The sequence below is a fragment of the Paraburkholderia sp. USG1 genome (assembly GCF_031570135.1).
Lineage (GTDB): Bacteria > Pseudomonadota > Gammaproteobacteria > Burkholderiales > Burkholderiaceae > Paraburkholderia > Paraburkholderia dioscoreae.
The window spans coordinates 93,208-118,494 of sequence record NZ_JAMWXW010000026.1 but is presented as its reverse complement, the minus strand read 5'-3'; the positions used below and the strand labels follow the sequence as shown (position 1 = coordinate 118,494).

Sequence of the window (25,287 nt, the reverse complement as noted above, 5' to 3'; positions counted from 1 at the left end):
AAACGTTCTTGGCAAGGTCAAGGCCAATGGTCGCGATCTTCATGATGCTCTCCTTCGCGCTAACGTTTGAGACCCTTACTTTGGCATATCCGTACCGCAGGAGAGGGGGCGTCCATTCCATTAACCTCACTTCGTGCCCGCTCACCCCTCCCCCCAAAGAAGCGTGTCCGGGCGATCCACCCCACCAACCAGGAGATCGCACCATGACCAGGCCCGTCAAAACTCAACCTGCTTCGCGTCCCCCAGTCGACGCCCTCCAGTACGAAAAGCTTGCCCTTTCCGCGTTCGATTTATGCGACCGGCAGTTGGGTCAACTGGACACGTTGATTACCCTTGCGTCATCGATAGCTAGAAATCCTGCGATTACCCACGACGAAAGAAAGCGTCGTCAGACGCTGCTTGAATTGCTGGTGGACACGGCCGAGCAGTATCAGCAGGATCTCGAATACGACCGCGAGTTGTTCCAGGTGATTGCACTCGACGCGAAGGGCGTCGCGCGCAGCCGCCTCACGGCGCAGCATGCGACGAACTTGCTGACTAAAGCGTCGCAGCGAGCGGAGGCGTCGATCGAAGCAACAAAAGCGTCGCCCCGCAAAAAGCCATCCACGCAAAGCACGATCGAATCGCCGTCCACTACCGTGGAACAGCCATCCACCGCGCCGCACTAAGACCGCACCAAGCGATCAAACCGAGCCTCGCATAACAGCCAACCGCCGGCACATAAACAAATGGCCGCAGCATCCGCTGCGGCCATCAACACATCAACTCACGAACTAAAAAACCAGCCGTCTCAACCTCTCAAAGCAGCGCACCAAGAACAGATACGCCGCCCCAAAAACCCTCAAACAATATTCATCGCCAACGCACTCTCGCGATAATGCTGGCTCGCCTTCTCCGTATCGCCGAGCTGTTCATGCAAACGCGCCAACGCGCGATGCGAGCGAATCTTCAGCGTCTCGTTGTCCGCGAGTTTCAGCGCGCGTTCGAGGAACGATTGCGCCTTGCCCCACAGTTGCTGATGCAGGCACAAGCGGCCCAGCGCGAACATCAGGTCCGCATCTTCCGGACGATCCTTCTGCCACGCTTCGGCCTTCTGAATCAGCGGCAACGCGTCGCCGCCCGCCGTATCCGGATAGCGGCGCAGCAAACGCGCGTCCCAGTTTTGCGCCAGCGCTTCCTCGACGATCTTGCGCGCTTCCTGCGGACGGTTCAGCGCCACCAGCAACTCGGCGGCGAGATCCGCGAGACGCGGCGAATGGCGTTCGGTGGCCGACAGCGAATTCCACAACTCCAGCAGCGCGTCGGCATTGTGGCGCCGGTCACGCAACAGGTTTTCCGCCGCGATCTGACGCAAGCGCACCGCCACGGCCGGATGAATCGCTTCGCGTTTTTCCAGCGTCTTGACGAGCTTGAGCACCTCGCCCCAGTTCTTCAACTGCTGTTGCGCGCGCAACGTGATCTGCTGCGCGTGAATCCGCCGCGCGCCCTGCGACTGCATTTCGGTCAGCGCGGTCAGCGCGCCGTCCGCGTCGCGGCCATCCGCGCGCATGTCGGCGGTGGCCATCAGGCGAGCGTCCTGCCAGTCGGCTTCCTTGATCTGCGCGAGCCATTCGTCGCGTCGCGCATATTCATGCATGCGGTGCGCGGCGGTGGCGGCGATCAAACCGGCCGCGCCCTTGTTGTCGCCATTCGCGAGCGCGTCTTTGGCCGCCTTTTCCGCGCGCGAAAAACGCCCCGCATACAGGTTGCCGATCGCATCACGCAGCGCGGCATGCGCTTTCGCGACACGCGAACGCGCGCGATACGCGGCCACGCGTTGCGGCATGCGCCAGATATTGCGGAAGATGCGCAGCAGCGCGTATAGCAGAATGAACAGCACCACCAGCCCGACCACGAACAGATTCAACGACATGTCCACGCGGTACGGCGGATAGATCAACAGCACCTGGCCCATGTCGAAGCGTCCCACCACCGCCAGCACCACCGCGATGACGAACAGCAACGCGAGCCATAGAAGTCCCCGGATCGCCATGATTAACCCCGGCTCCGGTATTGATTGACGGCCTGCAGGCTCGTGTTCAGATTCGGCAGCTCAACCGCGGCCGAGCCCGCCTGCACCTGCTTGACGAGATCGCTCACGGTCTGCGTTTTCTTCGACGAGTTGTCGAAGTAACGCGTGAGCGCATTCTGTGCCGCCAGCAGGTCGGACTTCAGCGTGGTCTCGTTGCGCGAGAGCAAGGCAAGACGCGCGGACAGCAAGCGCAGCTTGAGATTCTCGCGCACGAAGTAGCCCTGATCGGGCGTGACCAGCATCGCGTCGGCATTGTCGATACGGCGCACCTGCACGAGGCTCGTCAACTGCTGGCCGATGCCGGTGCTCACCTCGCGCCACCACACCTTCCAACGCGGCTCGCCGGTGGCCGCGGCCACCTTGGCCGTATCGGCCCACGTCGCGGCGTGCGGCGTGGCATGGGCGATCGGGGCTTCGCCCGAGAGCGGCAGGTCGTCCACCTGGTCAATCGCGTTGTCGAGCTTGATGGCCATGCCCGTGAGGTCGGTGGAAGGCGCGGCTTTCAATTTGTCGATGTCCTGCGCGATAGCCTTGCGCACTGCGATCGCCTGCGGGCTGTCCGACGCGGCGAGGCGCGTGTCGGCGCTTTGCAGCGCGAACAGCGCGAGCTGCGTATTGCCGGTGAGCTGCAACTGCTGGCTGGCGGCGGAGAGCATCTGGCCGACTTCGGCGAGCGTCCAGTCGTCGCGATTGCGCGCAAGATCCGCGTATTGCTGTTGCAACGCCTGCTGCGCGGTTTGCGCATCGGCGAGCTTGCCTTCGAGTTGCGCGACCTGCGAGTCCGACTGATGCACGGTGGCGAGCGCCTGCTCCGTCTTGATGCGCAGCTCGTTGGTCTGCGTGTCGTTGGCCTGCTGGCGCTGCACCAGTTGCTGCTCGGTGCGCTCCACCTTGCGATTGAGCGCATAGCCGCCCACGCCCGCAGCACAAGCAATGATCACGACGACAAACCACAGCAGCGGTCCGCTCGCGCTATGGCGCTTTTGCGCTTCGTAGGGCGTGAAGGGTGGATTCGGCGGCAACGCAGTGGTCGCGGCAGGCTGGGGTGAAGCGTTCGTGGATGCGTTCGTTTCAGTCATGCGTGATTTAGCCGGTGAATGAGCCGGGTTGGACGGTGCCGGTTGAACTACGGTCGGGACGGCGGCAAGCAGGGTGCGGACAATGCGCTCGTCGCCCGCGCCGGACACCGTAATGCTATCAAAACCCAATGCCCGCGCGGTCTGCGCGATCCGGGGATGCGGCGTGACGAGCGCGGCGCGTTTGAGTTGAGAGATTTCGTCGGCGGTGAGGTGGTCTTGCGCCAGTTCGTGCAGATTGCGCACGCCTTCGGAACTGGTGAGCAGCCACGCGTGCGGCACGCCCGCGAGCAATTCGTGCACACGCGCCCAGCCGCCTATCGACGGTTCCGGCACGAGGCGCCGGTACGCCGCGACGGTCTCGACTTCGGCGCCGGCTTCGCGCAGACGCTCGGCCAGCCACTCGCGGCCGCCGTCGCCGCGCACGATCAGCACCCGCTTGCCTTCCAGGTTCGTCGCTCCGAGCGCCGTGTCGATCGCCGCGAAGAGGCCTTCGGAATCGAAGCGCGCGGTTTCTTCGTCGGTGCCGGACGGCGGGCTGATCACGTTGTATGCCGGCGAGGTCACGCCGTGACGCGCCAGCGCCTGCACGCTACCCGGCCCGACCACGCCGATCGGCAGCGCATGCGGCCAGATCGTATCGCTGCGGGCGAAGGCGTAATCGACGGCATTCGGCGACACGAACACGACGAGCGCATAGCGTTCGAGCGAACTCAACGCCGCGCGCAATGGAGCCTCGTCCGTGACGGGCGCGACGTCGATCAGCGGAAAGTCGAGCGTGGCGATGCCTGCGGCGGCGAGTCGTGCGATCAGTTCGTTTGACTGACCGGCCGGTCGCGTAATCACGACCGTGAACGCCGCCTTGTCGACGGATGGGGATGCGTTGCCGGGGATATCGGCCGCCATCACTCGCCGGTCACCGCGCTGTCCGCCGCAGCCGCACCGTTGGCGGTGCCGAGTGCGCGAACGATCTCCATCGCGCCTTGCTGTTCCAGCGCGCTCGCGACTTCCTGGCCGAGCGCGATAGCCTGCTCGACGCTGGTTGCGGGCGCCGACGCCTGCGCGCTCAGCACCCGCTGGCCGTCCGGCGTCGCCACGATGCCGCGCAGATGCAGCGCGCCGTCATGCCATGTGGCATAGGCGGCGAGCGGCACTTCGCAACTGCCGCCGAGCGCGCGCGAGACCATGCGCTCCGCTTCGACGGCGGCGGCCGTATGCTCGTGATGCAGCGGCGCGAGCCATGCCGCGAGGTCCGCACGGTCGGCGCGAATCTCGATGCCGAGCGCGCCTTGCCCCGCTGCGGGCAGGCTGTCTTCGGGATCGAGCAACGCGCGGATACGCTCGCCGAGACCCAGGCGCTTCAGACCGGCCGCCGCCAGAATGATCGCCGCGTAATCGCCGCGATCGAGCTTGGCGAGGCGCGTGTCCAGATTGCCGCGCAAAGGCCGCACTTCGAGATGCGGATAGCGCATGCGCAGCATGGCTTCGCGGCGCAGGCTGGAGGTGCCGACCACAGCGCCTTCCGGCAACGCGGCAAGCGAGTCGTACGTATTGGAGACCAGCGCGTCGCGCGGATCTTCGCGTTCCATGATGGTGGATAGCGCAAAGCCTTCGGGCAATGCCATCGGCACGTCTTTGAGCGAATGCACGGCGAGATCGGCGCGGCCATCGGCAAGCGCGGCTTCCAGTTCCTTGACGAAGAGACCCTTGCCGCCGACCTTCGACAAAGTGCGATCGAGAATTTGATCGCCACGTGTTGTCATTCCGAAGATTTTTACGTCACAAGATGGATATAATTTGTGCAGCGCACATCGCACATGCTCCGCTTGCCACATGGCCAGGCGGCTCTCTCGCGACGCAATCACAAGCGTGTGGGGTGGCGTGGAAAACGTCTCGGTGTTCATTAGCTTGCTGATCGAATGACGGGATGTAATAACAATCAATGTTAGCACGCGCCCTTGCGTCTCAAGACGCGGCGGGGTGCCGTGCTGAAGCGGTATCGATGGAGGAGACGGGCTTCGCGCGGCGCGTGCCGGCCCCATCCCTGCCTGTCCACGCACGGTCGTTCGCGCACCGGGCTGCGGCATGCGGGATGATGCGATGCGGTGCAATGTGCCGCAAGCGCCTCAGGTGCGCGTCGTGCAAACGCACGGCACCATGAAGGCGCGCAGTCTCTCTCAGGCGTATCGCCATCGGCGCATACCGTTTCGCGCAGTTCACTTTGCTGTTCACGTTGCAGTTCATAGTGCAGTCCCGCAGTAGCAGTTCATCACTCAACAGACCCTGGCTTCCCTGAGGAAACCCATCGTGACGTCTTCCGGACCGGCGCGCCCTGCCCGCCGCAACACTGCATCGCCCAACGCTCAAGCGGCCGACGCCGCCAAGCCCGCCGCCTCCGCCACGGCCGCTGCTGTGCCGACATCGGCCAAACGCACCGGCAAACCCGCTCAGGCTGCTCATGCCGCCAAAGCCGGCAAGGCCGCCAAAACCTCCACGCCCGTCAAGACGGACAAGGCTGTGAAGGCAGTCAAATCGGATAAGACGACGCAAGCCACAGCCACGGCCCAGGCGCAAAAACCGGCCAAGGCCGGCTCCTCGAAGATCAAGATCGTTGCCGCCGCACCGCAGGCGGCGAACGCGTCCGCGCTGCAGGCCGCATCGGCGCAAGCGCCCGCGCCGAAAGCCAATGGCCGCACGCGCGAGGACAAGGACCATCCGCTGTTCCAGGACATCCGTTATCTGGGACGCCTGCTCGGCGACGTGCTGCGCGAGCAGGAAGGCGACGCGGTGTTCGACGTGGTCGAAACGATCCGTCAGACGGCCGTGCGCTTTCGCCGCGAAGACGATAGCGCCGCCGCGCAGACGCTCGACAAGAAACTGCGCTCGCTGAGCCCGGAACAGACGGTCAGCGTGGTGCGCGCCTTCAGCTATTTTTCGCATCTCGCGAACATTGCGGAAGACCGCCACCGCAATCGCCGTCACCGGATTCACGAACTGGCCGGCTCGACCTCGCAACCGGGCACGATTGCCCATTCGCTCGAACGGCTCGTCGAAGCGGGCGCCGCCGCCACGCCGGTCCTGCAGCAGTTCTTCAACAACGCGCTGATCGTGCCCGTGCTCACCGCCCACCCGACCGAAGTCCAGCGCAAGAGCATTCTCGACGCGCAGCACGACGTCGCGCGCCTGCTCGCGGAACGCGACCAGCCGTTGACCGACCGCGAACGCGCGCACAACGAAGCGATGCTGCGCGCCCGCGTCACGTCGCTGTGGCAAACGCGCATGCTGCGCGATTCGCGTCTCAGCGTGGCCGACGAAATCGAAAACGCGCTGTCGTACTACCGCGCCACCTTCCTCGAAGAAATCCCGGCGCTCTACGCCGATATCGAAGAAGCGCTCGCCGAGCACGGCCTCGAAGCACGCCTGCCGCCGTTCTTCCAGATGGGCAGCTGGATCGGCGGCGACCGCGACGGCAATCCGAATGTCACGGCCGAAACCCTCGAGAACGCTATCACCCGTCAGGCCGCGGTGATCTTCGAGCATTACATGGAGCAGGTGCACAAGCTCGGCGCCGAGTTGTCGGTGTCGAACCTGCTGGCCGGTGCCAGCGACGCCTTGAAGGAACTGGCGGCCGCTTCGCCCGACCAGTCGCCGCATCGCACGGACGAGCCGTATCGCCGCGCGTTGATCGGCATGTACACGCGGCTCGCGGCAAGCGCGCGCGTACGCCTCGGCGAAGGCAGCGTGCCGGTGCGCAGCGCGGGCCGCGGCGCGGCGCCGGTGCGCGCCAAGCCGTATGCCGACTCCGCCGAATTCGTGCGCGACCTGCACGTGCTAATCGATTCGCTCGCCGAGCATCACGGCGCGCCGCTCGCCGCACCGCGTCTGTCGCCGCTCGCACGTGCCGCCGAAGTGTTCGGCTTCCACCTGGCGAGCATCGACTTGCGCCAGAGCTCGGACATTCACGAGGCGGTGATCACCGAACTGCTCAGGCGTGCAGGCGTCGAAGAAAACTATGCGGAGCTCCCCGAAACGGACAAGCTCAACGTGCTGCTCTCGGAACTGGCGCAGCCGCGTCCGTTGCGTCTGCCGTTCGCGGAGTATTCGGACCTCGTGAAGAGCGAGCTCGGCGTGCTCGAAGAAGCCCGCGTCACGCGCGAGAAGTTCGGCGCGCGCGCGGTGCGCAACTACATCATCTCGCACACGGAGACCGTGAGCGATCTGGTCGAAGTGATGTTGCTGCAAAAGGAAACCGGCTTGCTGCGCGGTTGCCTCGGCAATGCGAACGATCCGGCTCAAGCGGGCCTGATGGTGATTCCGCTGTTCGAGACGATTCCCGACTTGCGCAATGCGCCGCACATCATGCGCGATCTGATTGCGCTGCCGGGCGTGGACGCGCTGATCGAACACCAGGGCAACGAGCAGGAAGTCATGCTCGGCTATTCGGACAGCAACAAGGACGGCGGCTTCCTCACGTCGAACTGGGAGTTGTACCGCGCCGAACTGGCGCTGGTGTCGCTGTTCAACGAACGCGGCGTGACGCTGCGTCTGTTTCATGGACGCGGAGGCACGGTCGGCCGTGGCGGCGGTCCGACCTATCAGGCGATTCTGTCGCAGCCGCCGGGCACCGTGGACGGCCAGATCCGCTTGACCGAGCAAGGCGAAGTGATTGCGAGCAAGTTCGGCAATCCGGAAATCGGCCGGCGCAATCTGGAAACGGTGGTCGCCGCGACGCTCGAAGCGTCGTTGCTGCCGCACGGCATCGCCCCAGCGCAACTGCCCGCGTTCGAAGAAACGATGCAGCAGTTGTCCGACGCGGCAATGGCGTCGTATCGCGCGCTGGTCTATGAAACGCCCGGCTTCAAGGAGTATTTCTTCGAGTCGACGCCAATTGCGGAGATCGCCGAATTGAACATCGGCAGCCGTCCGGCTTCGCGCAAACTGCAGGATCCGAAGCAACGCAAGATCGAAGATCTGCGCGCGATTCCATGGGGTTTCTCGTGGGGCCAATGCCGTTTGCTGCTGACCGGCTGGTACGGATTCGGCAGCGCGGTGGCCGCGCATCTGGACAGCGCGCCGAGCGACGCCGAACGCAAGAGCCGTCTCGCGCTGCTGAAAAAAATGCACAAGACGTGGCCGTTCTTCGCGAACCTGCTGTCGAACATGGACATGGTGCTGGCCAAGACCGACCTCGCGGTCGCTTCGCGCTACGCCGCGCTCGTGTCCGACAAGAAGCTGCGTAAGCACGTGTTCGAGCGGATCGTCGCGGAATGGGAGCGCACGTCGAAGGTGCTGTCGGAGATTACGGGCAAGAGCGAGCGGCTTGCTGAGAACCCGCTGCTCGCACGTTCGATCAAGAATCGCTTCCCGTATCTCGATCCGCTGAATCACTTGCAGGTGGAGTTGCTCAAGCGTCACCGCGCGGGCGACACCAATGCGCGCGTGCGGCGCGGGATTCATTTGAGCATCAATGGGATTGCGGCGGGCTTGCGTAATACAGGTTAAGCCGCTGCACGCCAGGGTTGGGCCGAAATTGAAGCCGGTCGCGGATTATTTCGCCGTGACCGGCTTCGGCATTTCTCGTGGCGCAATATTGAACCTGATTTCGGGGTTGTCACGCGTGCGCCTTGCCTGGTCGTATGCCTCCAGGTCCGCCGCAAATCGCCGCTCGAAGTTCCCGCGCGCTTCCTGCGCCGACGTCACCGCCGAACTCCCCTCTGTAATGCCGGGCGGTCTGAAACCGTACTGCGCGTGCCGCGGATCCGAGGAAACACCATACGGCACGCCACCGGGATAAGAGGCAATCGCGCGCGGCAGTGTCGTGCCATTACGGCTATAGAATTCCTGATTGGTTTCAGCCACGGTGCACGGCGACAACGTTGCCACGGAAAGGCCAACAAAGGCGGTGCTAACGGTTCGTTTCAGCATGGCGACAGCTCCAAATTGCTAAGCAATCCAGAGCATATCACGGCGTTTCCGTGCACTTATTTTGGGATGTTCGGTTGAACGCATCACTTGACTTAACGTTGTCAGGACACACCTCAAGCCGCTTCGATCATCAACGCGTCGAGCTTGAACGAGCCGTCTTCCTGCACGTCGAAATATTGACGGACTTCATCCGGCGCGGACGCCCACATCGAACGAATCGCCACCACGCGCGGTTCCGGCGTGCGCATGCGCGCCACCCACGAGCTGAACTCGATATCGATGCGCCAACGCTCGTGAATCGCGGCTTTGAACCCAGCCGCCGCGAACAATGCGAGCCACTCGTCGGCGCGGTAATCGCGGCTATGCGAGGCATCGCGCAACAACTCGATGGCCTGGATATGCGTGTCGAGCAGCGGATGATCGCTGCCGGCAATATCGATGAACAACACTTTGCCGCCCGGCTTCAGCACGCGCCGCACTTCGGCGAGCGCGAGCGGCACGTCGTGCCAGTGATGCGCGCTCATCCGGCTGATGACCCAATCGAATGAATGGTCGGAGAACGGCAGCACTTCGGCCGCGCCCTGTTGCGTGCGAATGTTGGCGAGACCACGCTCCTTCGCTGCGCCTTCCACGGTCGCCAGCATTTGCGGCGCGATGTCGTAGGCCACCACCTCTTTCGCGTGCGGCGCGACTGCGAAACTCGCGTGACCCGCGCCGCACCCCATATCGAGCACCGTCGCAATCGGCGTCGCCGCGATCGCTTCGGCCAGCGTCCGCAGATCGGCGCCGGCGGCATGCGTCGGGCTCGTCAAATAGGCGGCGGCGGTCGAGCCGAAGGCGTCGGCGACCTGATCGTGATGCTTCATGGGAGGCTCCGGTTAGGTGTGTCGGGTAGCGCTGGCGGACGTCGTGCCCTTTCAGCCGCTACGAGCCGCTACAATAGAGCCCGCCGTGTACCAGTACAAGTTAAGCAATTATTCTGGTATCTCTATTACCTGCCTGCGCTTCGTCGCCCCATCACCCACCGCCCGCTCAGAATGACCACGCCGTCTTCCGCCGACCACCCGCCGCCGCTCGACGCCACCCCGGCCCGCGCGCTCGGCGACTTCATCCGCGCTCACCGCGAACGGCTTTCGCCGCAAGCGGTCGGCCTGCCGCCCGGTCCGCGCCGCCGCACGCCCGGATTGCGGCGCGAGGAAGTCGCGCAACTGTGCGGCGTGAGTCCGACCTGGTACACGTGGATCGAACAGGGGCGCCCGGTTTCCGCGTCCGCCGAGGCGCTCGCGCGCATCGCGGTCGCGTTGCAGCTGTCGCGCGCGGAGCGGGCCTATCTGTTCGAGCTGGCCGCCCAGCGCGACCCGGCGGAGCCCGACCCGGCCGCCGCCGACGCGCCCGCCACCCTGCTGGAAACCGTGCAACTCGTGAACGCGCCGGCTTACGTGCTCGACCGCCAGTGGAATGCGCTGGCGTGGAACGCGCGTGCCGCCGACCTGTTCGTCGGCTGGCTGGACGGCGCGCACGACCGCAATCTGCTGCGCTACACGTTTACCGAGCCAGCCGCGCGTGAGCTGATCGTCGATTGGGAAACGCGCGCGCGGCGGCTCGCCGCCGAATTCCGCGCCGACTCGATCCGCCATCTGAACGACGCGCCCACACGCGCGCTGATCGACTCGCTCACTACGGCGAGCGACGCGTTCGCGCGCTTCTGGGCGTCGCAGGACGTGGGCGGCCGCGAAGGCGGACGGCGCGAATTCAACCATCCGCGCGAGGGCCGCATCGTGTACGACCAGATCACGTTCAAACCCGCGCATCGCGAGGATTTGAAGCTGGTTGTGCTGGTGCGCGAGTAGGCGATGAATGGGTGGTCAGGGGCGGTTAGCGCGTCCCCAGGGAAAGCCGCTTTTGCGTTGCCGTGCCCGTGGCCAGCGGGCGCGCCGCGCAGCGACTCGGCAACACGTCACACGAACCCGCCTGGCCCGACCTCCCGGACGCGGCAACGCCGCCTCACCTCGCGCGCTCAGACCGCTGTGGGCCGTCCTCTGGACACCACCATATGGCGCACCGCGGCTTCAAGCCTCCCCGCCGGTGTTAAAATCCCTGTCTTTCTTCGCTTCGGCGGCTGCTTTTGCACGGTATGTGCATGCGCGTCGTCAGCCTCCCCACCGCTCGCTCAACTGCCGCTTAACTGCCCAACACCATGACGTCCCAACTGCACAAAAAAGGCGAAGCCTGGTCGGCTCGCTTCTCGGAGCCGATGTCGGAGCTCGTCAAACGCTACACGTCGTCGGTTTTCTTCGACAAGCGTCTGGCGCTCGTCGATATCGAAGGGTCGCTCGCGCACGCCTCCATGCTGGCCGCGCAGAAGATCATCGCCGCCGACGACCTCGCCGCGATCCAACGCGGCATGGCGCAGATCAAGGGTGAAATCGAGCGCGGGGAGTTCGAGTGGCAACTCGATCTGGAAGACGTCCACCTGAATATCGAAGCGCGCCTGACCGCGCTGATCGGCGACGCCGGCAAGCGCCTGCACACCGGCCGCTCGCGCAACGACCAGGTCGCAACGGATATCCGCTTGTGGCTGCGCGGCGAGATCGACCGGATCGGCGGCTTGCTTACGGAACTGCGCACGGCCCTGCTCGACATGGCGGAGAAGAACGCCTCGACCATCATGCCGGGCTTTACGCACCTGCAAGTGGCGCAGCCGGTCACGTTCGGCCATCACCTGCTGGCTTACGTCGAAATGTTTTCGCGCGACGCCGAGCGCATGATCGACTGCCGCAAGCGCGTGAACCGTCTGCCGCTCGGCGCGGCCGCGCTCGCCGGCACCAGCTATCCGATCGACCGCTACGCGGTGGCGAAGACGCTGGGCTTCGACGGCATCTGCGCAAACTCGCTGGACGCGGTGTCCGACCGCGACTTCGCGATCGAATTCACGGCGGCGTCGGCACTCGTCATGACGCACATCTCGCGCTTCTCCGAAGAACTCGTGTTGTGGATGAGCCCGCGCGTCGGCTTTATCGATCTGGCCGACCGCTTCTGCACCGGCTCGTCGATCATGCCGCAGAAGAAGAACCCGGACGTGCCCGAACTCGCGCGCGGCAAGACCGGCCGTGTGAACGGCCATCTGATCGCGCTGCTCACGCTGATGAAAGGCCAGCCGCTCGCGTACAACAAAGACAATCAGGAGGACAAGGAGCCGCTGTTCGATACCGTCGATACGGTTGCGGATACGCTGCGCATCTTCGCTGAAATGGTCACCGGTATTTCGGTGAAGCCGCAAGCCATGCGCGATGCTGCGTTGCAAGGCTTCTCCACGGCAACGGATCTGGCCGACTACCTCGTCAAGCGCGGTCTGCCGTTCCGCGACGCGCACGAAGCAGTGGCGCTCGCCGTGCGCGTGTGCGCGGATCGCGGCTGCGATCTGGCGGATCTGACGCTCGCAGAAATGCGCACGGAACTGCCGAACGTCGCGCATCTGATCGGCGAGGACGTGTTCTCGTATCTGACGCTGGAAGGCTCGGTGGCGAGCCGCAACCATCCGGGCGGCACGGCGCCGGAGCAGGTGCTCGCCGCGGTGAAGGCGGCACGCGAAGCGTTGAAGTAAGGGGGCGGCGTGCGATGAGGTGGCATTGCAAGCTCATCGCGTGCGCCTGGCTTGCTTGGTGTTTGCGGCCTCGCAGCCTTGCAAACAGAAAGGCGAACTCGTTATCGGGTTCGCCTTTTGTTTTTTGCGCCGCAGCGGCTCGCATGGAACGCGCTGCGCAAAAGAAAAAGCCCGCACGAAGCGGGCAAAATGAAAGACTTCCACCGATGCCTCTCGTAAGAGGCCATCAAAGTGTAGGCGTGTTTCGGCCGCACACCAATCCGGCCATATTTCAGCCTATTACAAGGGTCAAGCCACAAACCACGGGCGAACGCCAATTGCTTCCTGGCGCTTTTTGACTACCATCGAGTTAGACCCTGTCCCGTGTTTTCTCCGACGATGCTCAAGCGCACACGTCACCTTCTCTGCCTCACCGCACGCCGTGCGTCAGGCCTGCGTGTCCGGCCGGCTCCCATGCGCGGCATGCTGCTCGCCGTGGCGCTGGGCATCGCCGTAGCCGGCTGCACGATCACGCCGCCGCCGCGTCCGGTCGTCTCGACGCCCGCGGCCGCCATCAACAGCGCGGCGCTCGACCAGTACCGCGATGCGGTGGCCCGACGCATCATCGAACGCAATCCGTCTTATGTGTTGCGCGGCACGCCGCAAGCCATGCTGCGCTCGCTGGTGGTGGTGTCGTTCACGGTGGATCGTAACGGGCGCGTAGTGGAGTCGTCGGTGTACCGCACTAACGGCGACGACGAAGCCGAAAGCACCGCGCTCGCCACCTTGCGCCGTGCCGCGCCGCTGCCGCAACCGCCCGGCAGATTGCTGAACGGCCGTGGCCAGCTGGAGCTGTTCGAAGACTGGCTCTTCAACGACGACGGCAAATTCCAGCTCCGCGAGCTCGCCTTACCGCAGGCGCAAAACATCGATTGAACGCGCGCTCGCCTCGCCCGAGGCAAGCGGCGAACCCGGCCGCCTTGCTGCGCCACAGCCGTGCTCGCTATAATTTTCCGATTCCCCGCGCCGGAGCCTTCCGGCATGGCTCACGCCGCCCGCTCACCCGCCGGCGCGGCAAGAGCCCGATTGCAGCGCCGCTGCGCCATCCGCGAGCGCCGCCTGCTTGATGGGCGATGCGCGCGCTTGCCCTGATCGCCAACGTTCAGCGCCTCGCGCGGCATTCGCCGCCTTGCGTTGTTGGTCGCACGCGTCACGCAACCCGCCTGGTTATTGCCCTGGTATGGCCGCTTGCGCGGGCGAACTTCGCCGGCTGCCGTTGTAAGCTGTTGCTTCGTCGCCCGCGCCGCGCGTAGCCGTTCCACCGGCCGCCAAGCGAGCAAGGCACACGAACTTAAACAAGGACGCCGCCCACACGCGCACAACCGGCTCACGAACCGGCCGCCTCGCGGCATCACGACATTTGGAGACCCTGCATGTCCACTTCGCCGATTTCCGCAGCCCAGCCCAATGCGGCCGGGCAGAACAAGAGTTCGCGGATCATCTTCGCGAGCTTTATCGGCACCGCGATCGAGTTCTACGATTTTTACGTCTATGCGACCGCCGCGGCGCTCGTCATCGGGCCGGTGTTTTTCCCGCACGGCTCGGCCACGGCTCAGGCCTTGTCGGCCTTCGTCACGTTCGGCATCGCCTTCGTCGCGCGGCCGATCGGCTCGTTCCTGTTCGGCCACTTCGGCGACCGGATCGGCCGGAAGTCGACGCTGGTCGCGTCGCTGCTGGTGATGGGCCTGTCCACCACGCTGATCGGCTTCGTGCCGGGCTACGATTCGATCGGCAGCCTGGCGCCGATCCTGTTGTGCATCCTGCGTTTCGGCCAGGGCATCGGCCTCGGCGGCGAATGGGGCGGCGCGGCACTGCTCGCCACCGAGAATGCGCCGGCCGGCAAACGCGGCTGGTTCGGGATGTTCCCGCAACTCGGGCCGTCGATCGGTTTTCTGGCTTCCAACGGCCTGTTCTTCGCGCTGGCGCTGTCCCTGAGCGACGAGCAATTCCGCAGCTGGGGCTGGCGCGTGCCGTTCCTCGTGAGCGCCGTGCTGGTCGCGCTCGGCTTGTACGTGCGCCTGAAAATCGCCGAGACGCCCGCGTTCCAGGCGGCGATCGACCGCAAGGAACGCGTCAAGGTGCCGATCGCCACGCTGTTGTCGCAACACTGGCTGCCCACTCTCCTCGGCGCGCTCGCGATGGTGGTCTGCTACACGCTGTTCTACAACGCCACCACGTTTTCGCTGTCGTACGGCGTGTCCGTGCTGCATATTCCGCGGCCGACGTTCCTCGGTCTGCTGTGCATCGCCGTGGTGTTCATGGCGCTCGCCACGCCGCTCTCGGCCTGGGCCGCCGACCGCTATGGGCGCAAGCCGGTGCTGATCGTCGGCATCATCGCGGCGATCCTGTCGGGCTTCACGATGGCGCCGCTGCTCGGCAGCGGACAGACGCCGCTGGTGCTGCTGTTCCTCGTCATCGAACTGTTCCTGATGGGCGTGACCTTCGCGCCGATGGGCGCGCTGCTGCCTGAGCTGTTTCCGACCAACGTGCGCTATACCGGCGCGGGTGTGGCGTATAACCTGGGCGGGATTCTCGGCGCGTCCGTGGCGCCGTATATTGCCCAGATGCTGGCCGCGCGCGGCGGCTTGCCTTGGGTCGGCGCGTATGTGTCGATTGCCGCGGCCGTCAGCATGATCGGCGTGCTGTGCATGCGCGAAACGCGCGACACGCGGCTGATGTAATGTGAGGCGCCAGACTGGATTGGCGCCCCGCTCTCCCAGTGCCGCCGCGGCGTGCGATTCTCGCGCCGCGGCGGTACAGTCCCCCTCCCCGCTTTACACCCGCTGCTTGCCGAGCATTCCTGAGTAAATTCCCTGCCTTGCGCGTCTTTTTGACATGCCTATACTCGACTCCAATAACCCTATGGCGAGCAGGGAGGCACGGATGAACATTCATCTCCACAACGCGGATATCGTCATGATCATTGCGCTGGCGCTGCTATGTTCGCTGCTGCTTGCATTGCGCTTTCGACCGGCGACATGGAAAGGCATTGTCGTGGAAGCGTTGGCTGCGAATGCGGCGGCCATCGCCGCCGTAGTCGCGTTCGAAATGCTGCTGGCCTGACGCGGACGAATGTCGCGGCGCCCTCCTTCGGCGCCGCGGCACTTAACCGGAGTAGTTACCGGTAGTAATAGCCGCCGTGGTGGTAGTACCCACCACCGCCGTAATAGCCCGGTGCCGGTGCGACGATGCAGCCACCGAGTGCCGTTGCGAGCAGCGTGCCTGCGATCAGGCTCAAGATTAAACGTTTCATATTGTTCTCCATCGAGTCAGAGTCATTCGAGCCGAAACCCCGAATGACTCGATTGAACACGACGGCGCCTCGCGCAAGCGTTGCCATTTGTAAGGGAAGATCACGGCGGTGTTACATGATCGAGGCGCGCCACGGGCTGCATCCGAAGCGCGACCACGACGAATTCATATCAGAGGAAAACACCACCTATACTTGTTTGAACGTGCCGGTCCGGCGCGAGCCTTGCTAGCGGTGCATACGCCGTGCAAATGAAAATGCCGGCGAGCGTGCATGCGATCAGGCACGCGACAAGGCTGCTTTTGCATCGCGCGAAAAATGCGCGAGTAAGCCAATTAGGTACTCAACGAAAAGCGACAGATTTAACAGGCGTGTAATGCGCGGCGCCGCGGTTCCTCTCCGCCCGCTGTTCCCCGACGCGGGCGTTTTTCGGAGGCGTTACGAGGCAGCGCCCGTTTGATCGGGCGGACTGCACGTCACGCCTCTTTTCTTTTCGGGCAAACGATTGCGCAAGAAAGACGGAGAGACCCGGCGCTCAGGCAGCGGCCGAACCGTGTTGCACGGCCACGTCATGCGGCTCGGTGTGAACGTAGTCGATTGCCGCGAGCGCGGCGCTAACGGACGGCACTGACTGGCCGTCACCGATCGAGATGGAGCGGAACGGCGATTCGATGCCGTAATGCGCGGGCGGGGTCGCCACGAAGATCATCACCGTGCGCTTTTGCAGCGCGTGCGCAAGATGGACGAAGCCGGTGTCCGTGCCGATCACGAGGGCGCACGCGTCGATCATCTGCGCGATTTCGGTCACGCTCATTTTCGGCAGCACGGTCGCGCCCGGCAACTGCGCCGCGATCTGCTCCGCTTCGATCCGCTCGCCTTCCGAGCCCCACGGCAGCACCAGTTGAAAACCGCGCTGCGTCAACTCGCGGCCGATCGCCACCCAATGGGTCACCGGCCATTTCTTGTCGTCTTTCGAGGTGGCGTGAAAGAACGCCGCGACCGGTGCGCCATTCGAGACGAACGGAAGCCCGGTGGACTCCGGCAGCCGCAGTTTGAACACAGCCGGGCCTTCTATCTCGTAGCCGAGCGCCTCGCCCGCACTGATCCGCATGCCGTGCCATGCATTGCACTGCGGACGCCGGCCGAACCGCCCGGTGTAAGCGAACGCGGCGCCGCGTTCGCCGAGATCCGGAGCCTGATAGCCGATGCGCCGCGACGAACGCGCCAGAAACGCGATGATCGCGCTTTTGTACACGCCCTGAATGTCGATGATGAAATCGTAGCGGTAGGCGCGCAGTTCGGCGATCGACGCCCAGATCGATTTGAAATCGGCCCACCGGCGCGCCTTCTTGAAGCGGCGCAGCGGCGCGCATAGCACGCGGTCCACGTTCTCGCTCCAGTGCACTACTTCGGCGAATGCTTCGTCGGCGGCCCAATCCACCTGAACGCCGGGAAACGCGCGTTTGATATCGGCGACGACGGGCAAAGCCTGCACGATATCGCCGAGTGAAGTGACCTTGACGATAAGGACTCGCTTCATTGAAGACCTGTGAGTTGTTCGAACATCAAAACATTTTAGCCGACGAATGCGATGACCTCTGCCGAACCGCACAGCGCGCACTTCGGGCATTAATACGGCGGGTTACATCGAATGCCTTACACGCAGCTCTTTTACACCATTTCAAAATACTTTCATACCGGCTCGCGGGGCGTCGCGCGCCTTATACTGCATCCTTTGCACCAGCATTCGCTCATGTTCGTGCCACTCACGCTCCGTCCGTCCAGTCTCGTTCGCCGCGCGAGGCGGCTCTGGCGCCAATATGGCGTCTTCTGGCTCGGCGCGATCGCGGTCGGCCTCGTCGCGGTGCTGTACGCGCGGCTGATCGACTGGGGCTACGGCGAATTCCGCGCCCTTCAGCACGAGCATGTGTGGGCGCCCCTGTTCATCACGCCCGCGGTCGGAGCGCTCGCCGTCTGGCTCACGCGCAAATTCTTCCGCGGTGCCGAAGGCAGCGGCATTCCGCAGGTCATCGCTATCCTTCACTCGAAACCCGGCGCATACGGAGCGCGGCTGCTGTCGTTTCCCATTCTGCTGGGCAAGATCGCCGTGTCGTTTCTGGCGATTCTCGGCGGCTTCACGATCGGCCGCGAAGGTCCGACCGTGCAGGTCGGAGCCGCGTTGATGTTCAATCTGCGACGGCTCTATCCGCGCTCGAATGCATTGATCGAACGGCAACTGGTGCTGGCCGGCGCGGCGGCAGGTCTATCCGCCGCGTTCAACACGCCGCTCGCCGGCATCGTCTTCGCGATCGAGGAATTGACGCGCAGCTTCGAGGCACGCACGAGCGGCGTGCTGATTACGGCGATCATCATTGCCGGCGTGATCGCGCTCGGTTTGAACGGCAATTACACCTATTTCGGCACGATTCAGATCGGCGCGCACTTCCCCAATCTGATGGCGCTTGCCGTGCTGCTCACGGCGGTTGTCACCGGCCTTGCAGGCGGCGCGTTCGGCTGGCTGCTGCTGAATACCGCGCGCTGGATTCCAGCGCCGCTGCGTCGATTGCATGGCGAGCGGCCGGTCGCGTTCGCCGCGCTGTGCGGTTTGGTAATCGCGGTGGTCGGCCTGATTTCGGGCGGCACCACGTTCGGCAGCGGCTACGCGGAAGCCCGCGGATTGCTCGACGGGCATGCACAGTTGTCGGTGTTTTATCCGTTCATGAAAATGATCTCGATGGTCGGCTCATACCTGCCGGGCATTCCGGGCGGCATCTTCGCGCCGTCGCTGTCGATCGGCGCGGGCTTCGGCAATCTGCTGCATGAAGTGTTCGGCTCGATGGATTTACCAATGCTGATCGCGCTCGGCATGGTCGGCTATCTGGCCGCCGTCACGCAGTCGCCGATCACCTCGTTCGTAATCGTGATGGAAATGATCAACGGCCACGCGTTAGTGATCTCGCTGATGGCCACCGCGTTGATTTCGAGCCGCGTGTCGCGGCTGTTCGCGCCGCCGCTGTACGAGTCGCTGGCGGCGCGCTATATGGCGCTGCTGGCACAACCGGCGCCCGCGCCGGTGCCGGTTGCGCCCGAAGTCGAAGCGCCCGCGCCGGCCGCGACGCAAGCCGATGATGAGCCGCCCGCCAAAGACACACACGTAGACAGCGGCGGCGCAGCGCGTCAGTAGACGACCACGGCCGGCGCGCGCAGATACACCGGCCGCGCCGGCACGACGACGCAGCCGGCCAGCATGACCGCCAGAACGGCGATCAGAAGCAGATTCTTTTTCATCACAAGGGTTTCCTGGAACACGCAGGCCGGCGCTACGCCGGGCGCATGCGCGGTGCCTATGTCGTCGAAATGGAACGGGCGGCACGCGCGGCGTTCACCGCGCCGTGCCGCAAGCCGTGGGAGCCTGTGGCGCTAATTACGCCCAGTGGCCTTCAACCCAGCGGTAGTGCGGGCCGTGCGCGACCCAGTGGCCCGGCACCCAGTGATAGCCCACGCGCGCGGCCTGCCAGTGACCGCCTATCCACACATAGCGGCCATGATCCCAGCGCCAGTGACCGCGATCCCACACGTAGCCGACACGCGGCGCGGGCACCGCTTCGTAGTGCACCGGCGGCGGCGCGGACGGCGCGATCACGACGACTTCCGCCGCAGAAGCGGATGCCATAGCGGTTGCGCCAGCGGCGATCAATACGGCGTTGGCGAGCAGCAAACGAAAGGTCTTGTTCATGTTGTCCCTCTGTAGGTGAACACCGAAGGCGGCGTTACCCGTTTAATGCGCGAGGGGATGCAATGGCTGACCGTGGGCGTGTAACGCCACGCGCTGAAGTGCAACGGATTATTTCGACGCGAGGCCAAGGCGCGCGCGAACAAGCACTGAGGCAGCGGGACCGACAAAAAGGAACGACAGAGCGGCGCGAACCGGCGCGCTCACGCGCTTCGCCCCATCACGTCATTCCGACGCACCGCAGCGAAGCGCGCGGCACGTCATATGAAACCGGCCGCGAAACGGAACAGACCCGGCGATCAGGCCTGCGGTATTTCGATCTTGACCTCGAGCACTTCGAGATCGTCCTGACGTTCGAGGCTCACGCGAATATCCTCATGGGAAATCTTCACGTACTTCGAGATCACGGCCACCAGTTCGCGTTGCAACGCAGGCAGGTAATCGGCAGGCGCATGGCCGCCGGCGCGCTCATGCGCGATGATCAACTGCAGGCGTTCCTTCGCTACCGACGCGGACTTCTTCTTCTCGCCCAGCAAAAACGAAAGAATCGACATTACGTGCGCTCCCCTTACTTGGTGCCGAAGAGGCGCTGCAGCAGCCCGGGCTTCTGGTAGTCGGTAAAGCGAAGCGATTTCTGCTCGCCGAGGAAACGCGACACGACGTCTTTATAGGCTTCGGCCACGTCGGTGCCGTCCAGGTGCACCGCCGGCAAGCCCTGGTTCGATGCGTGCAGCACCGCTTCCGATTCCGGAATCACGCCGATCAGGTCGATGCGCAGGATTTCCTGGATGTCGGTGAGCGACAGCATTTCGCCTTCGCTGACGCGCTTGGGGTTGTAGCGGGTAATCAGCAGATGTTCCTTGATCGGCTCCTTGCCTTCGATCGCGCGCTTGGTCTTCGACGACAGAATGCCGAGGATACGATCGGAGTCGCGCACCGACGAGACTTCCGGATTCGTCACGATCAGCGCTTCGTCGGCGAAATGCATGGCGAGCAGCGCGCCCGATTCGATACCGGCCGGCGAATCGCAGACGATGTATTCGAAATCCATCGCGATCAGGTCGTTGATGACCTTCTCGACGCCTTCCATGGTGAGGGCGTCCTTGTCACGCGTTTGCGACGCGGGCAGGATGAACAGGTTCTCGCACTTCTTGTCCTTGATGAGCGCCTGGTTCAGATTCGCTTCACCCTGGATCACATTGATCAGGTCGTACACCACGCGGCGTTCACAACCCATGATGAGGTCGAGGTTACGCAGGCCGACGTCGAAGTCGATCACGGCGGTTTTGCTGCCACGCAGAGCGAGGGCCGATGCAAAACTCGCGCTCGTGGTCGTCTTGCCCACGCCACCCTTGCCCGAAGTCACCACAATGATTTTTGCCATTACCCTTACCTTGTGTTCGTCAAATTCATCAATTATGTGCGGCCCTATTTGCCTGAAACGCCGCGTGCCCCGGATTGATCGAGGCAGCGCGCTTCACGTCGCTCAGGTGAGCCGCAGTGGTTCGATCATCAACTTTTCTTCTTCGAGCCAGATCTGCACCGGCTTGCCGAGCACGTCGGCCGGCAGCGGGTTCTCGGTCGTTCGATAGATGCCTGCGATCGAGATGAGTTCCGGCTCGAGACACGTACAGAAAATGCGCGCGTCGTGATTGCCCTGCACGCCGGCCAGCGCCCGGCCGCGCAGCGGCGCGTAAATATGGATGTTGCCTTCCGCGATCACTTCCGCACCGTAGCTCACGAGGCCGAGCACGACCAGGTCGCCCTTGGCGTAAATGCGCTGACCGGAGCGCAACGGCTTGTCGACCACCATGGTTTGCGACGAGGTGGCAAGACGCACCGGCTCCGCGGCCGGCGCAGGCTCGACGGCGGCGGCCGTGGCCGGCGTGCCGCTTTCCGGCGTGACCAAGGCCGCTTCGAACAGATCGGCCGGCGGCGTGGCCGTCGCGGCGGTGACAGCCGGCGCCGTGGCGGAGGCGCTGTCTTCATCCGCAGATCTAGCGGCGGCGCCACGGCGGTCGCGCGCTTCGAGCAGCGGCAAAGCTGACTCCGCCGCCCACGCCTGCTGCGCGTTGGCGACCACGCCGACCGGTCGCATGCGCACGCTGTCGAGCAGTTGCGCGATGTCGGCGAGCGGCACGCGTTCGTTCCCGGCGAGGCGCCGCACGTCGATCGCGACGACGTCGTTAGCGAAAAACTCGGGAGTCGCCTCGAAGCGCCGGGTCAGTTCGGCACGCATGGCGTCGAGGTCGGTTGTCTTGACCACGAACAGGAGGGTGTCGACAGAGCCGCTGCGAAGTTCGAAAAAGGGCGATTTCTTGGGCGACATAGCGTTCTGCAAAAATTTTTGCGTATTTTACAGGCGTCGACGCGTGCGGCGAGCTTTTTTGCCGGGAGAGCGGGCCGACGCGATAACAGTGCGGCCATGCACGGGCCGGCCGGTAGATCCGCAACGGCCGCGCGGTGGCCAGTCACGTGGCCAATCACGTAGCCCATAACGCGGACAATACGCTGGCCGTTCAGGCCGCGCTTCACGCCGATGATCCGGCGACGCACGCTCAGAAGACACGAATGGGAATCGAGCGGCAGGCTGTCGCGCCGCTCGCAAGATCACTGCTGAAACACCTGCGACGTGGTCGGCACGTGGCGCACCAGCAGACTTTCCGCCTGGTCCGGTGCACGCGCGACGCGCCGATGTTCGCCGGTCGGCCCGAAGCCGAGCGCCTCATAGAAGCGCATGGCGTTGCGGTTGGCGTCGGCGACCCACGCGTAGACTTCCGTGGCGCCTTCATTCGCGAGCCACGCAGCGGCCGAATCGACCAGCAACTCGCCACCCCGCAGATGACGCACGGCCGGCGCCACCCACAGCTCGCAAACGAATGCGCGGCGCGCGGCGGTGTCGTCGAAATGCGCTTCGATCAACCCTGCCGGATGACCTTCGGTGTAGAGAATGAAGGTGGTAACAGTGAAGGAAACCGCATGATCCGCGGCGGTGGCGTCGAAACTGGCGGCGTCGGCCGACAACGCGTCCTCAAGCGTGGCGCCGAAGGCATAGGGTGCCTCCCGCAGCGACGCAGTACGGAGTTCGCGGAAAACGGCGCCCTGATCAGCGGCGATACGGCGAACGGTCAATGACGGACTCATGCAGACGAAAACCCCTTGAAACCCTAAGGCGTAGCTTTAACCGAACCGGCGCGAGAGTCAAATCATTCTTTACCGGATTGTGGAACCACGCACAGAGTCTATCCAGACTCAGCAGCATTTCGCGCGCCCGCCGCCGGCACATGCGGCGGCAGGCAGCGCGCCCTTTGCACGCTCAAGGCGCTTCGTAGCTGCCGGTGCCGTCCGGCCACGGCGTCAGCAGCTCATAGCCGTCGTCGGTGACGGCGACCATGTGTTCCCATTGCGCCGACAGCGAGCGGTCTTTGGTGACCACGGTCCAGCCATCGCGCAACACCGTGGTGCCGGCGCGGCCTGCGTTGATCATCGGCTCGATCGTGAAGACCATGCCCGGCTTCAAGCGTATGCCCTGCCCCGGCTGGCCGTAATGCAGCACCTGCGGCTCCTCGTGGTAGACCTTGCCGATGCCGTGCCCACAATAGTCGCGCACAATCGAGAAGCCGTCGCGCTGCGCGATCTTCTGGATCGCATGACCCACGTCGCCGAGCGTGGCGCCCGGCTTCACTTCGCGGATGCCCGCGAGCATCGCCTCATAGGTCGTGTCGATCAGCTGGCGCGCCACCGTGCTCGGCTGGCCGACGCAATACATGCGGCTCGTGTCGCCGAAATAGCCGTCCTTGATGATCGCGACGTCGATATTGATGATGTCGCCGTCTTTCAGGACTTCGCCGCGATTGGGGATGCCGTGGCACACCACCGAGTTGACCGAGGTGCAGATAGTCTTCGGAAATCCCAAATAGCCGACATTTGCCGGAATCGACTTTTGCGTATTGACAATGTAGTCGTTGCACAGTGTGTCCAGCTCTTCAGTGGAGACACCGGCCTTGATATGCTCGCCGATCATCGCCAGCACGTCGGCCGCGAGGCGGCCCGAAATGCGCAGCCTGGCGATGTCGTCGGGAGTCTTGTAGGTAATGGCCATGAATTCGGTCGATGTGGGTCGAATAGGAAAGTCGATGTTCAATCGATCGCCCAATTGTACAGAGGATCGCCACAAGGCTTGCGCGAGCCATGCCAAACCGGCCAAGCTGGAAATTTGGGCAGCACCTCCCTGTCGGCCTACAGCAATAAATCAGCATGCCTTACTGACGCATTTCATCTCTGCAAAAATCCCGAACTTCACGATGTGTTTTCCGGAGCGCCTCGAATCGCCGTTTTATTCGGACGCCCCGAGAGCGGGCACACGTCAGTCCGCTTTCGAAAGGACGAACTGCATCACGTCGGTACGTCGTTCGTCGAAACCGGCTTCGCAATACGTCAGATACAGCCGCCAGGTGCGCACAAAAATCTCGTCGAACCCTTGCGTGCGGATCGTCTCGAGTTGCGCTTCGAATGCGCCGCGCCAGCGGCGCAAGGTTTCCGCGTAATCGCGGCCGAATGCGAGCGACGCGCAAGCAACGAGTCCGGCACGCCGCGCCGCCAGGCCGAAGCGCTGCGGACTCGGCAACATGCCGCCCGGAAAGATGAACTCGCGAATGAAATCGCTCGTCGCGCGATACGCGGCAAAATGCGAGTCGTCGATCGTGATGGTTTGCACCAGCGCGCGCGCGCCCGGCCGCAGACGTTCGCGCAGAATGCGGAAGTAGGTCGGCCAGAACTTTTCGCCGACTGCCTCGAACATTTCGATCGATACGATGCCATCGTACTGACCGGTCAAGGTGCGATAGTCGCGCAGTTCGAGTTTCACGCGGTCGCCCAGACCCGCTTCGCGCACACGCTGCTGCCCGGATTCGAACTGCGCCGGCGAGATCGTCACGCCGTGCACGTGGATGCCGAGGCGTGCCGCGTGCATCGCAAAACCGCCCCACCCGCAGCCGATTTCCAGAATGTGCATGCCTTCGCGCAAACCGAGCGCATCGACGATCCGTTGATATTTCGCGTGCTGCGCGTCTTCGAGCGATTGATGCAAATTGCCGTCGAACACGGCGCTCGAATAGGTGAAGGTCGGGTCGAGCCACTGCGCGTAAAACGCGTTGCCAATGTCGTAGTGCGCGTGAATATTGCGCCGGCTGCCCGAACGCGTGTTCGGCCTCAGCTTGTGGCGCAGCCCGTACCAAAGTTGCGCGAGCCAGCCGCCATACACCGTGCGTTGCAAAGCGCGCTCGTTGCGGATCGCGACGCGCAGTAGCGCGGCCAGGTCGGGCGTATCGACCCAGAAGGCGCGCCACGCGTCTGCGAAACCGATATCGCCTTTGCGCAAAATCGCGCCGCACGCGCGCCAGTCATGCATTTCCAGGCGCGCGCCGGGCGCTGCGTGGGGATCGCCGAATACGCGCTGTTGGCCGTCCGGTGTGGTCAGGATCAGATGCCCTACCTGAATCCGCTCGAGCAAGGAGAGGAACAGACGGCCTGACGCGGGGGCGGCCTGGTGCCCGCTCAGGGTTCTTGAAAGCGCCATGACGGAATCTC

The 25,287-nt window shown here is 64.1% G+C and carries 22 protein-coding genes; 8 read left to right on the top strand and 14 right to left on the bottom strand.

Annotated elements, in window-relative coordinates:
• The first annotated feature begins 203 nt into the window (after positions 1-203).
• The gene (locus NE850_RS28930; protein WP_310699725.1) at positions 204-668 is read left to right on the top strand and encodes a hypothetical protein; all 465 of its coding nucleotides are present in this window, start codon (positions 204-206) and stop codon (positions 666-668) included.
• A gap of 173 nt (positions 669-841) precedes the next feature.
• Here the strand turns inward: NE850_RS28930 and NE850_RS28925 are convergent, their stop codons facing one another.
• Genes NE850_RS28925 through hemC form a run of 3 tightly spaced genes read right to left on the bottom strand, consistent with a single transcriptional unit; the run spans position 842 to position 5,051 of the window.
• Positions 842-2,032, bottom strand: coding sequence for a heme biosynthesis protein HemY (locus NE850_RS28925; protein WP_310699724.1), 1,191 nt, complete (start codon positions 2,030-2,032; stop codon positions 842-844).
• Positions 2,033-2,034: 2 nt separating this feature from the next.
• A complete protein-coding gene (gene hemDX / locus NE850_RS28920) occupies positions 2,035-4,053 on the bottom strand; it encodes a fused uroporphyrinogen-III synthase HemD/membrane protein HemX (protein WP_310699723.1) in 2,019 nt (672 codons plus the stop codon).
• Positions 4,053-5,051: a hydroxymethylbilane synthase gene (hemC, locus tag NE850_RS28915; RefSeq protein ID WP_310699722.1), complete on the bottom strand. Its 999-nt coding sequence runs from the start codon at positions 5,049-5,051 to the stop codon at positions 4,053-4,055. The genes hemDX and hemC overlap by 1 nt, the downstream gene beginning before the upstream one ends.
• Positions 5,052-5,454: 403 nt before the next feature.
• Here hemC and ppc point away from each other — a divergent pair, with 403 nt between their 5' ends.
• Positions 5,455-8,649 (top strand): phosphoenolpyruvate carboxylase, encoded by a 3,195-nt coding sequence (gene ppc, locus NE850_RS28910; RefSeq protein WP_007175849.1) that lies wholly within the window; start codon positions 5,455-5,457, stop codon positions 8,647-8,649.
• Positions 8,650-8,694: 45 nt separating this feature from the next.
• Here the strand turns inward: ppc and NE850_RS28905 are convergent, their stop codons facing one another.
• On the bottom strand, positions 8,695-9,072 hold the full coding sequence (locus NE850_RS28905; protein WP_165185063.1) for a hypothetical protein: 378 nt from the start codon (positions 9,070-9,072) through the stop codon (positions 8,695-8,697).
• Positions 9,073-9,185: 113 nt separating this feature from the next.
• On the bottom strand, positions 9,186-9,938 hold the full coding sequence (locus NE850_RS28900) for a methyltransferase domain-containing protein (protein ID WP_310699721.1): 753 nt from the start codon (positions 9,936-9,938) through the stop codon (positions 9,186-9,188).
• Positions 9,939-10,109: 171 nt separating this feature from the next.
• Here NE850_RS28900 and NE850_RS28895 point away from each other — a divergent pair, with 171 nt between their 5' ends.
• The 5 genes from NE850_RS28895 (at position 10,110) to NE850_RS28875 (ending at position 15,778) form a co-directional block, all read left to right on the top strand.
• The gene (locus NE850_RS28895; protein ID WP_310699720.1) at positions 10,110-10,922 is read left to right on the top strand and encodes a helix-turn-helix transcriptional regulator; all 813 of its coding nucleotides are present in this window, start codon (positions 10,110-10,112) and stop codon (positions 10,920-10,922) included.
• 347 nt (positions 10,923-11,269) lie between these two features.
• Complete coding sequence (gene argH, locus NE850_RS28890) at positions 11,270-12,676, top strand: argininosuccinate lyase (protein ID WP_007175853.1); 1,407 nt, start codon at positions 11,270-11,272, stop codon at positions 12,674-12,676.
• Between the two features lie 453 nt (positions 12,677-13,129).
• Positions 13,130-13,591: a TonB family protein gene (locus tag NE850_RS28885; RefSeq protein ID WP_310699719.1), complete on the top strand. Its 462-nt coding sequence runs from the start codon at positions 13,130-13,132 to the stop codon at positions 13,589-13,591.
• A 497-nt stretch (positions 13,592-14,088) separates the two neighbouring features.
• Complete coding sequence (locus tag NE850_RS28880) at positions 14,089-15,396, top strand: MFS transporter (protein WP_007175855.1); 1,308 nt, start codon at positions 14,089-14,091, stop codon at positions 15,394-15,396.
• A gap of 202 nt (positions 15,397-15,598) precedes the next feature.
• Positions 15,599-15,778 carry a hypothetical protein gene (locus NE850_RS28875; RefSeq protein ID WP_007175856.1) on the top strand — a complete coding sequence of 60 codons (180 nt, stop codon included), beginning with the start codon at positions 15,599-15,601 and terminating at the stop codon, positions 15,776-15,778.
• A gap of 55 nt (positions 15,779-15,833) precedes the next feature.
• On the opposite strand, the gene NE850_RS28870 is transcribed toward NE850_RS28875, so the two are convergent.
• Positions 15,834-15,968 carry a hypothetical protein gene (locus NE850_RS28870; RefSeq protein WP_012432108.1) on the bottom strand — a complete coding sequence of 45 codons (135 nt, stop codon included), beginning with the start codon at positions 15,966-15,968 and terminating at the stop codon, positions 15,834-15,836.
• A 532-nt stretch (positions 15,969-16,500) separates the two neighbouring features.
• Entirely contained in the window at positions 16,501-17,505 is a 1,005-nt protein-coding gene (gene waaC, locus NE850_RS28865; RefSeq protein WP_007175858.1) for a lipopolysaccharide heptosyltransferase I, read from the bottom strand.
• 213 nt (positions 17,506-17,718) lie between these two features.
• Here waaC and NE850_RS28860 point away from each other — a divergent pair, with 213 nt between their 5' ends.
• Entirely contained in the window at positions 17,719-19,149 is a 1,431-nt protein-coding gene (locus tag NE850_RS28860; protein WP_310699718.1) for a chloride channel protein, read from the top strand.
• A gap of 240 nt (positions 19,150-19,389) precedes the next feature.
• Here the strand turns inward: NE850_RS28860 and NE850_RS28855 are convergent, their stop codons facing one another.
• From NE850_RS28855 to NE850_RS28825, 7 genes are all read right to left on the bottom strand, one after another.
• A complete protein-coding gene (locus NE850_RS28855) occupies positions 19,390-19,701 on the bottom strand; it encodes a YXWGXW repeat-containing protein (protein ID WP_165185054.1) in 312 nt (103 codons plus the stop codon).
• Between the two features lie 296 nt (positions 19,702-19,997).
• The gene (gene minE / locus NE850_RS28850; protein ID WP_007175862.1) at positions 19,998-20,252 is read right to left on the bottom strand and encodes a cell division topological specificity factor MinE; all 255 of its coding nucleotides are present in this window, start codon (positions 20,250-20,252) and stop codon (positions 19,998-20,000) included.
• A gap of 14 nt (positions 20,253-20,266) precedes the next feature.
• Positions 20,267-21,082 carry a septum site-determining protein MinD gene (minD, locus tag NE850_RS28845; protein ID WP_007175863.1) on the bottom strand — a complete coding sequence of 272 codons (816 nt, stop codon included), beginning with the start codon at positions 21,080-21,082 and terminating at the stop codon, positions 20,267-20,269.
• Between the two features lie 102 nt (positions 21,083-21,184).
• Positions 21,185-22,027: a septum site-determining protein MinC gene (gene minC, locus NE850_RS28840; RefSeq protein WP_007175864.1), complete on the bottom strand. Its 843-nt coding sequence runs from the start codon at positions 22,025-22,027 to the stop codon at positions 21,185-21,187.
• 281 nt (positions 22,028-22,308) lie between these two features.
• Positions 22,309-22,842 carry a GNAT family N-acetyltransferase gene (locus NE850_RS28835; RefSeq protein ID WP_007175865.1) on the bottom strand — a complete coding sequence of 178 codons (534 nt, stop codon included), beginning with the start codon at positions 22,840-22,842 and terminating at the stop codon, positions 22,309-22,311.
• Positions 22,843-23,014: 172 nt separating this feature from the next.
• Positions 23,015-23,800 carry a type I methionyl aminopeptidase gene (gene map / locus NE850_RS28830; RefSeq protein WP_007175866.1) on the bottom strand — a complete coding sequence of 262 codons (786 nt, stop codon included), beginning with the start codon at positions 23,798-23,800 and terminating at the stop codon, positions 23,015-23,017.
• Positions 23,801-24,064: 264 nt separating this feature from the next.
• The gene (locus NE850_RS28825; RefSeq protein ID WP_310699717.1) at positions 24,065-25,276 is read right to left on the bottom strand and encodes a cyclopropane-fatty-acyl-phospholipid synthase family protein; all 1,212 of its coding nucleotides are present in this window, start codon (positions 25,274-25,276) and stop codon (positions 24,065-24,067) included.
• Positions 25,277-25,287: the final 11 nt, after the last annotated feature.